Source organism: Arhodomonas sp. KWT, assembly GCF_010993615.1.
On the sequence record NZ_WNXE01000060.1, the window covers coordinates 1 to 7,741 of the forward strand.

Annotated in this window: 6 protein-coding genes; 5 read left to right on the plus strand and 1 reads right to left on the minus strand. The window is 69.8% G+C overall.

The annotated features are described in order from the left end of the window. From fdhF to G7A99_RS10725, 5 genes are all read left to right on the plus strand, one after another. The coding region (fdhF, locus tag G7A99_RS10705) for a formate dehydrogenase subunit alpha (RefSeq protein ID WP_163140089.1) at nt 1-2,848 on the plus strand (2,848 nt) is incomplete at its 5' end. Further along, nucleotides 2,845-3,747, plus strand: coding sequence for a formate dehydrogenase accessory sulfurtransferase FdhD (fdhD, locus tag G7A99_RS10710; protein WP_205599805.1), 903 nt, complete (start codon nt 2,845-2,847; stop codon nt 3,745-3,747). The genes fdhF and fdhD, both read left to right, overlap by 4 nt. 38 nt (nt 3,748-3,785) lie before the next feature. Further along, a complete protein-coding gene (locus tag G7A99_RS10715) occupies nt 3,786-3,989 on the plus strand; it encodes a formate dehydrogenase subunit delta (protein ID WP_163140091.1) in 204 nt (67 codons plus the stop codon). A 134-nt stretch (nt 3,990-4,123) separates the two neighbouring features. After that, on the plus strand, nt 4,124-5,551 hold the full coding sequence (locus G7A99_RS10720) for an OFA family MFS transporter (RefSeq protein ID WP_163140093.1): 1,428 nt from the start codon (nt 4,124-4,126) through the stop codon (nt 5,549-5,551). A gap of 272 nt (nt 5,552-5,823) precedes the next feature. After that, nucleotides 5,824-6,774: a LysR family transcriptional regulator gene (locus tag G7A99_RS10725; RefSeq protein WP_163140095.1), complete on the plus strand. Its 951-nt coding sequence runs from the start codon at nt 5,824-5,826 to the stop codon at nt 6,772-6,774. A 309-nt stretch (nt 6,775-7,083) separates the two neighbouring features. Here G7A99_RS10725 and G7A99_RS25450 read toward each other — a convergent pair. Beyond that, nucleotides 7,084-7,741: TonB-dependent receptor (locus G7A99_RS25450; RefSeq protein ID WP_240466241.1), on the minus strand; the 658-nt coding region annotated here is incomplete at its 5' end.

Below are 7,741 nucleotides of genomic sequence, written 5' to 3' on the forward strand. Positions count from 1 at the left end.
GAGCACCGACGCCCGCACGGTCACCCTGGAGGTGGACGGCCACAGCGTGACCGTGCCCGCCGGCACCTCGGTGATGCGTGCGGCGATGACGGCGGACATCGCGATCCCCCGGCTGTGCGCCACCGACAGCCTGGAGCCGTTCGGCTCCTGCCGGCTGTGTACCGTGGAGATCGAGGGGCGCAAGGGCTACCCCGCCTCCTGCCACACCAACGTCGAGCCGGGGATGGTGGTGCGCACCCAGACGCCGGCGCTGGAGAAGCTGCGCCGCGGGGTCATGGAGCTGTACATCTCCGATCACCCCCTGGACTGCCTGACCTGCTCGGCCAACGGCAACTGCGAGCTCCAGGACATGGCCGGCGCGGTGGGCCTGCGCGAGGTGCGCTACGGCTACGACGGGGCGAACCACCTGGACGCCCCGGTGGACGACTCCAACCCGTATTTCAGCTTCGACCCGAGCAAGTGCATCGTGTGCTCGCGCTGCGTGCGCGCCTGCGAGGAGGTGCAGGGCACCTTCGCGCTGACCATCGACGGGCGCGGCTTCGACTCCGTGATCAGCGCCGGCACCGCCGAGGATGACTTCCTCGACTCCGAGTGCGTCTCCTGCGGCGCCTGCGTGCAGGCCTGCCCCACCGCGACCCTGCAGGAGAAGACCATCGTCGAGCATGGTCAGCCCGAGCGCAGCGTGATCACCACCTGCGGCTATTGCGGCGTGGGCTGTTCGTTCAAGGCGGAGCTGCGCGGTGACCAGGTCATCCGCATGGTGCCCTACAAGGACGGCCAGGCGAACCACGGCCACTCCTGCGTGAAGGGGCGTTTCGCCTGGGGCTACGCCACCCACCCGGACCGGATCACCACACCGATGATCCGCGAGCGCATCACCGACGCCTGGCGCGAGGTGAGCTGGGAGGAGGCCATCGATTTCGCCGCCGGGCGTATCCGCGGCATCCAGGCGGAGCACGGGCGCGGGGCGGCCGGGGCGATCACCTCCTCGCGCTGCACCAACGAGGAGACGTACCTGGTGCAGAAGCTCGCCCGGGCGGTGTTCGGCACCAACAACGTCGACACCTGCGCGCGGGTGTGCCATTCACCCACGGGCTACGGTCTGAAGACCGCCTTCGGCACCTCCGCCGGCACCCAGGACTTCGATTCGGTGGAGGACTCCGACGTCATCCTGGTCATCGGCGCCAATCCCACGGACGCCCATCCGGTGTTCGCCTCGCAGATGAAGCGCCGGCTGCGCGAGGGCGCGCGGCTCATCGTGGTGGACCCGCGCCGCATCGACCTGGTGCGTACGCCCCACGTCGAGGCCGACTACCACCTCCAGCTCCGCCCGGGCACCAATGTCGCGCTGGTTAACGCCCTGGCCCACGTGATCGTCACCGAGGGTCTGGCGGACGAGGCCTTCGTCGCCGAGCGCTGCGAGTCCGAGGCGTACGCCGACTGGCGGGAGTTCATCGTGCGCCCGGAGAACGCCCCGGAGGCGGTGGAAGGGGTTACCGGCGTGCCCGCGGAGGCACTGCGCGGTGCCGCCCGGCTCTACGCCACCGGGGGCAACGCCGCGATCTACTACGGCCTCGGGGTGACCGAGCACAGCCAGGGCTCGACCATGGTCATGGGCATGGCCAACCTGGCCATGCTCACCGGCAACCTGGGGCGGCGCGGTGTCGGTGTGAACCCGCTGCGCGGGCAGAACAACGTCCAGGGCTCCTGCGACATGGGTTCCTTCCCCCACGAGTTCCCGGGCTACCGGCATGTCGCCAACGACGAGGTGCGCGGGGTCTTCGAGCGCGAGTGGGGCCTGTCCCTGGACAACGAGCCGGGGCTGCGGATCCCCAACATGATCGACGCCGCCATCGCCGGCAGCTTCAAGGCGCTCTACATCCAGGGCGAGGACATCCTCCAGTCCGATCCGAACATCAAGCACATCGCCGCCGGGCTGGAGAACATGGACTGCGTCATCGTCCAGGATCTCTTCCTCAACGAGACGGCGAGCTATGCCCACGTCTTCCTGCCCGGCTCGACTTTCCTGGAGAAGGACGGCACCTTCACCAACGCCGAGCGCCGGATCAACCGGGTGCGCCGCGCGGTGGCGCCGCCGGGGGGCATGGCGGACTGGGAGATCACCCTGGCCCTGGTCCGGGCGCTGGGCTCGGAGATGGACTACGGCCATCCCTCGGAGATCATGGACGAGATCGCCCGCACCACGCCCACCTTCACCGGCGTGACCTACGAGAAGCTCGAGCGCCTGGGCAGCATCCAGTGGCCGTGCAACGAGACCCATCCGGAGGGTACACCGACCATGCACGTGGACACCTTCGTGCGTGGCCAGGGGCAGTTCATGCTCACGCCCTACATCCCCACGGAGGAGCGCAGCAACCGCAGATTCCCGCTGCTGCTCACCACCGGGCGGATCCTCTCGCAGTACAACGTTGGGGCCCAGACCCGGCGCACGGACAACCGGGTCTGGCACGCTGAGGACCGCCTGGAGATCCACCCCCACGACGCTGAGCAGCGCGGCATCGGCGACGGCACCCGGGTCGCGGTGCGCAGCCGGATCGGCGAGACCACGCTGCGGGCGCTGATCACCGACCGCGTGCCGCCGGGGGTGGTCTATACCACGTTCCACTTCCCCGAGACCGCGGCCAACGTGGTGACCACGGAGCAGTCCGACTGGGCGACCAACTGCCCCGAGTACAAGGTCACCGCGGTGGAGGTCACGCCCAGCGTCACCGACTCCGAGTGGCAGGCGCACTACCGCGAGCACCGCGAGCGGACCCTAGGCCTGCCCGCCGAGTCCGTGGAGACCGCGGACGGCGCCGTGGTCGCCGCGGCGGGGGCGGGCCGGTGAGCGCCCGCCCTGCTACCGGACGGCCCGGCCGCGTCCCCGTGGACGTGCCGGTGGTCACCGACGACGCCGCGGCCGGGCCGCCCCGCGCGGCGCCGTATCGCGAGGTCCCCGTGGCCCGCTGGTCCGGCGGGGCCCGGGCCGAGGGCCTCCGGCGGGTCCCCGAGGAGGTGCCGGTGGCGGTGCGGGTGGACTGCGCGGACTACGCGGTGATGCTCGCCAGCCCCACGGACCTGGAGGACTTCGGCGTCGGTTTCCTCTACACCGAGGGCGTCATCGACGGCCCCGGGGATATCGCCGCGCTGTCGCACAGCGAGCACGACGAGGGCATCGTCCTGCGCGTCGAGCGGTGCGCCGGTGCCACACCGATCGCCGAGGTCCGCGAGGGCGGGCGCCGCATTGCCGGCGCCACCGGCTGCGGGCTCTGTGGGGTGGAGGCCCTGAGCGACGCGGTACGCCCGGTGCGGCGTGTGCCCGCCGCCGCGGCAGTGGACGCGGCGGCGGTGCATCGCGCGGTGGCCGGGCTGCGCGAATGGCAGCCCCTGAACGCGAGCACCGGCGCGTTGCACGCCGCGGCCTTCGCCGCCGCCGACGGCACGATCGTGATCGCGCGGGAGGACGTCGGCCGTCACAACGCGCTGGACAAGCTCGCCGGCGCGCTGCTGCGCGACGGCATCGACCCCGGTGACGGCTTCGTGGTGATGACCAGCCGCTGCAGTTACGAGCTGGTCCAGAAGGCCGCCCGGCTGGGTACCGGGACGCTGTGCACGGTCTCGGCGCCGACGGGGCTGGCCATTCGCCTCGCGGGCGAGGCCGGCATGACCCTAATCGCCCAGGCACGGGGCGATGGCTTCAGTGTGCTCACCGGCCGCGTCGCGGATGCCGCCACGGGTGGGCGGTGATCCGCCCGGGCAGAGACGGGACCACCAAAGGACGCCTTATGCATACCGACAAGCTCGTGCGCATGGCCAACGAGATCGCCGCCTACTTCGAGGCCTATCCGGAGGATCGGGCCCGGCGCGAGATCCTGGGCCACATCCGGGCCTTCTGGGAGCCGCGCATGCGCTCGGCGCTGGGCGAGCACGCCCGCGCGGGCGGTGACGGGCTCCGCCCGCTGGCGCACTGGGCGGCTGAGCAGTTGTAGCGGCGCCCCGCCGCAGGCCGGTCGTGGCAGCCCGGGCGGTCCCGCCGGGGCCGCCGCTGCCGGTCGTTCAGGGGGAGACAACAAACAGGCCACAGGCCAACCAACTGCCAAAAGCGCAGCGGAGGAGAGAGATCATGAGCGGCACCGACGCAGGGTTCCTGTCGAAGGAGCGCATCACCGCCCCACGCAACTTCAACCGATGGCTGATACCGCCCGCCGCCCTAGCGGTGCACCTGTCCATCGGCCAGGTCTATGCACTCAGTGTGTTCAATCTGCCGCTGACCCGGGTCGTCGGCGTTACCGAGCAGACCCCGGCGGACTGGCGTCTCACCAGCCTTGGATGGATATTCAGCATCGCCGTGCTGGTGCTCGGCCTGGCGGCGGCCTTCGGCGGTCACTGGGTCGAGCGGGTGGGCCCGCGCAAGGCCATGGCGGTGAGTGCCGTGACCTTCGGCGGCGGCTTCCTGGTCTCGGCGCTCGGCGTACAGACCCACCAGCTGTGGCTGCTGTATCTGGGCTACGGCGTGCTCGGCGGTATCGGCATCGGCTTCGGCTATGTCTCGCCGGTCTCCACCCTGATCAAGTGGTTCCCCGACCGGCGCGGCCTGGCCACCGGCATGGCGATCATGGGCTTCGGCGGCGGCGCGATGCTCGCCTCGCCCATGTCCGTGGCGCTGATGGACTACTTCTCCACGCCGGACTCGGTGGGCGTGGCGGGGACGTTCGTGGTCCTCGGCATCGTCTACTTCATCGCCATCGGTTTCGGCGCGCTGATCGTGCGTGTGCCGCCGGAGGGCTGGAAGCCCGAGGGCTGGGACGGCGAGGTCGCCGGCGGCTCCGGCAAGGCGAGCCTGGTCACCGACGGCCACGTGCACATCAACCAGGCGATGAAGACCCCGCAGTTCTACCTGATGTGGGCGGCGCTGTTCCTCAACGTCACCGCCGGCATCGGTGTGCTCGGCCAGGCCTCGGCGATGAGCCAGGAGATGTTCCCCGGGGTGATCACCGCCGGCGCGGCGGCGGGCTTCGTGGGCATGCTCAGCCTGTTCAACATGGCGGGCCGGTTCTTCTGGGCGTCGCTGTCCGACCGCATCGGCCGCAAGACCACCTTCAGCACGTTCTTCATCCTCGGCATGGTGCTGTTCGCGCTGGTGCCGCAAACCGGGCATCTCGGCGCGGTGACGCTGTTCGTGATCGGCTACATGGTGATCATCAGCATGTACGGTGGCGGCTTCTCCACGATCCCCGCCTACCTCGCCGATGTGTTCGGCACCCGGTTCGTCGGCGGCATCCATGGCCGCATCCTCACCGCCTGGTCGGCGGCGGGCGTGGTCGGCCCGACGCTGGTGAACTACATCCGCCAGTACCAGATCGACCAGGGCGTGGCCAAGGCGGACGCCTACACCATCACCATGTACATCATGGCGGGGCTGCTGTTCGTCGGCCTGCTGTGCAATCTCAAGATCCGCCAGATGGCGGACCATCACCTCATGGACGAGGAGGCCGAACCCGTTCGTCCGGCCCGTGGTGGCCCGACGGTTGCGGCGAGTGCCCAGAACTGAATAAATCCCCGGAGGAGGACTACCCATGGCCAACGGCAATGGTGAACACCGTGTACAGCTGACCGTCACCTGGCTGGTCGTGCTGATTCCGCTCGTCATCGGGGTCGCTTCGACCCTGTCCAAGGCGGTCAAGCTGTTCTGAGACGTCGCACACCCGGCGGGGCGGCACCGCCGCCCGCCGGGCCGTCATCACGAAGGCGCTCGCCTGCGGGCGATCGCCGCTTGGCATGCACAGGCGCCACCGGCGCCCGGAGGGGCCGACCAGGGCATCCATGGACATCCGACAGCTCGAATACCTCGCCGCACTGGCCCAGGAGAAGCACTTCACCCGCGCCGCGGAGCGGTGCAACGTCACCCAGCCCACGCTCTCGGGGCGGATCCGCCAGCTCGAGCAGGAGCTCGGCGTGCCCATCGTCGAGCGTGGCCAGCGCTATCACGGGCTCACCGCCGAGGGTCAGCGGGTGCTCAAGTGGGCCCAGGTGATCCTGGAGTACCGTTCATCGATGATGCAGGACCTCAGCGAGCTCAAGGGCGGGCTGAGCGGGCGCCTGGTACTGGGGGTCATCCCGTCGGCGCTGCCCATGGCGACCTCGGTGACCCGCGCGGTGCGCCGCGAGCACCCGAGCGTGTCCTTCACCGTGCACTCGGCGACCTCCAACGAGATTCTGCGCGACGTCCAGGAGTTCCATATCGACGCCGGTATCACCTACCTGGACAACGAACCGGTGGAACGCGTGGAGACCCTGCCGCTGTACATGGAGCGCTACTGCCTGTTCCTGCCCGAGCACCATCCCTGGGCGGGACGGGAGCAGGTGACCTGGGCGGAGGCCGCGCAGCTGCCGCTGTGCCTTCTCACCCCGGACATGCAGAACCGCCGCATCATCGCCAAGGCGTTCCGCAGCGCGGACTGCAATCCGGAGGCGGAGATCGAGACCGACTCCGTGGTCCATCTCTGGGCCCAGGTCCGCTTCTCCGGCTGGGCCAGCGTGATGCCGGAGTACTTCAGCGAGCTGTTCGGGAGCGATAGCGGCATCCGCGGCATCCCGCTGCACGAGCCGGATGTCGAGTACGCCGTGGGTCTCGTGGCGCTTGCCAGGGAGCCGCTGTCACCGACCATCCACGCCCTGTTCGAGGCCTGCCGGGCCAACGAGCTGCTGCCGCTGGGGGAACCGGCGCCGCCGGTGGAGCCGGACGGCCCCGGCGGCCTGCCCGTGGGGGGCTGACCGCCGGGGATGCGTGGCGGGCCTGGCCGTGACCTTTCAGTAGGTTGTTCACTCGGGATCTACCCGGAAGACTGGCGGTGCGAGTCAAAACACTCCGCCAGGAGGTCCGCGTGAACGACCATGTGTGTTGATCCTGCTCCAGGGTAGAGAATGGAATTTCGGGTAGGTCGTGCGCCACGGGCGTGCGACATTCCGGGCCGGTCCCGGCGGCGTCGCACACGGCCTGCCCGCCCGGGATCCCGTCCGTGACGATGTCGGCTGTCGGGCGCAGCCCACCTTGTATGTCTCGGGGTTGAGGGGGTACACAGCCTAGCCGCCGAACGGTACGCGCAGCGTCAGGCGTATATCCCGCCCGGGGGAGAGGGCGTAGCCCTTGTAGGTGTCCAGGAAGGCGCGATAGTCCTCGTTGAGCAGGTTGCTCACGCTCAGGTCCAGGTGGATCACCCGGTTGCCGACGCGCGGCGAGAAGCCGGCGCTCATACCGACCAGCGTGTAGCTGTCCGTGGAGGCGCTGCCGAACGGGGCGTCGTCGAACTGCGAGAAGGGCTCGCCCGGGGCCGCGTCCTTGCTCGCATAGTGGCGGACGGTGACCGAGGCGTGCGGATTACGCAGCCAGCCCCGGCTCGCCGGCGTGAAACGGGCGCCAACGCTGATGTTATCCGCCGGGAGCAGCGGCAGGTCATCGCCGTTGTCGTCACGCTCGCCGTCCACCATCTCGGCGGCCGCGGTGAGCGTCAGCCACGGGGCCAGCGTTTTCTCCACGCTGAGCTCGACGCCATGGAGTGTCGCATCCGCCTGCTCGTAACGGAGCACCGGCAGGCCGCCGTGGGTGCCGCCGGTATCCTGGAGCATGATGTAGTCGTTGATCACGTTGCGATAGACGGTCGCTGTGGCCCTCAGTCCCGGGGACTGCCAGCGCAGCGAGAGGTCCGTGTTCAGCGAGGTCTCCTCGTCCAGGTCCGGATCG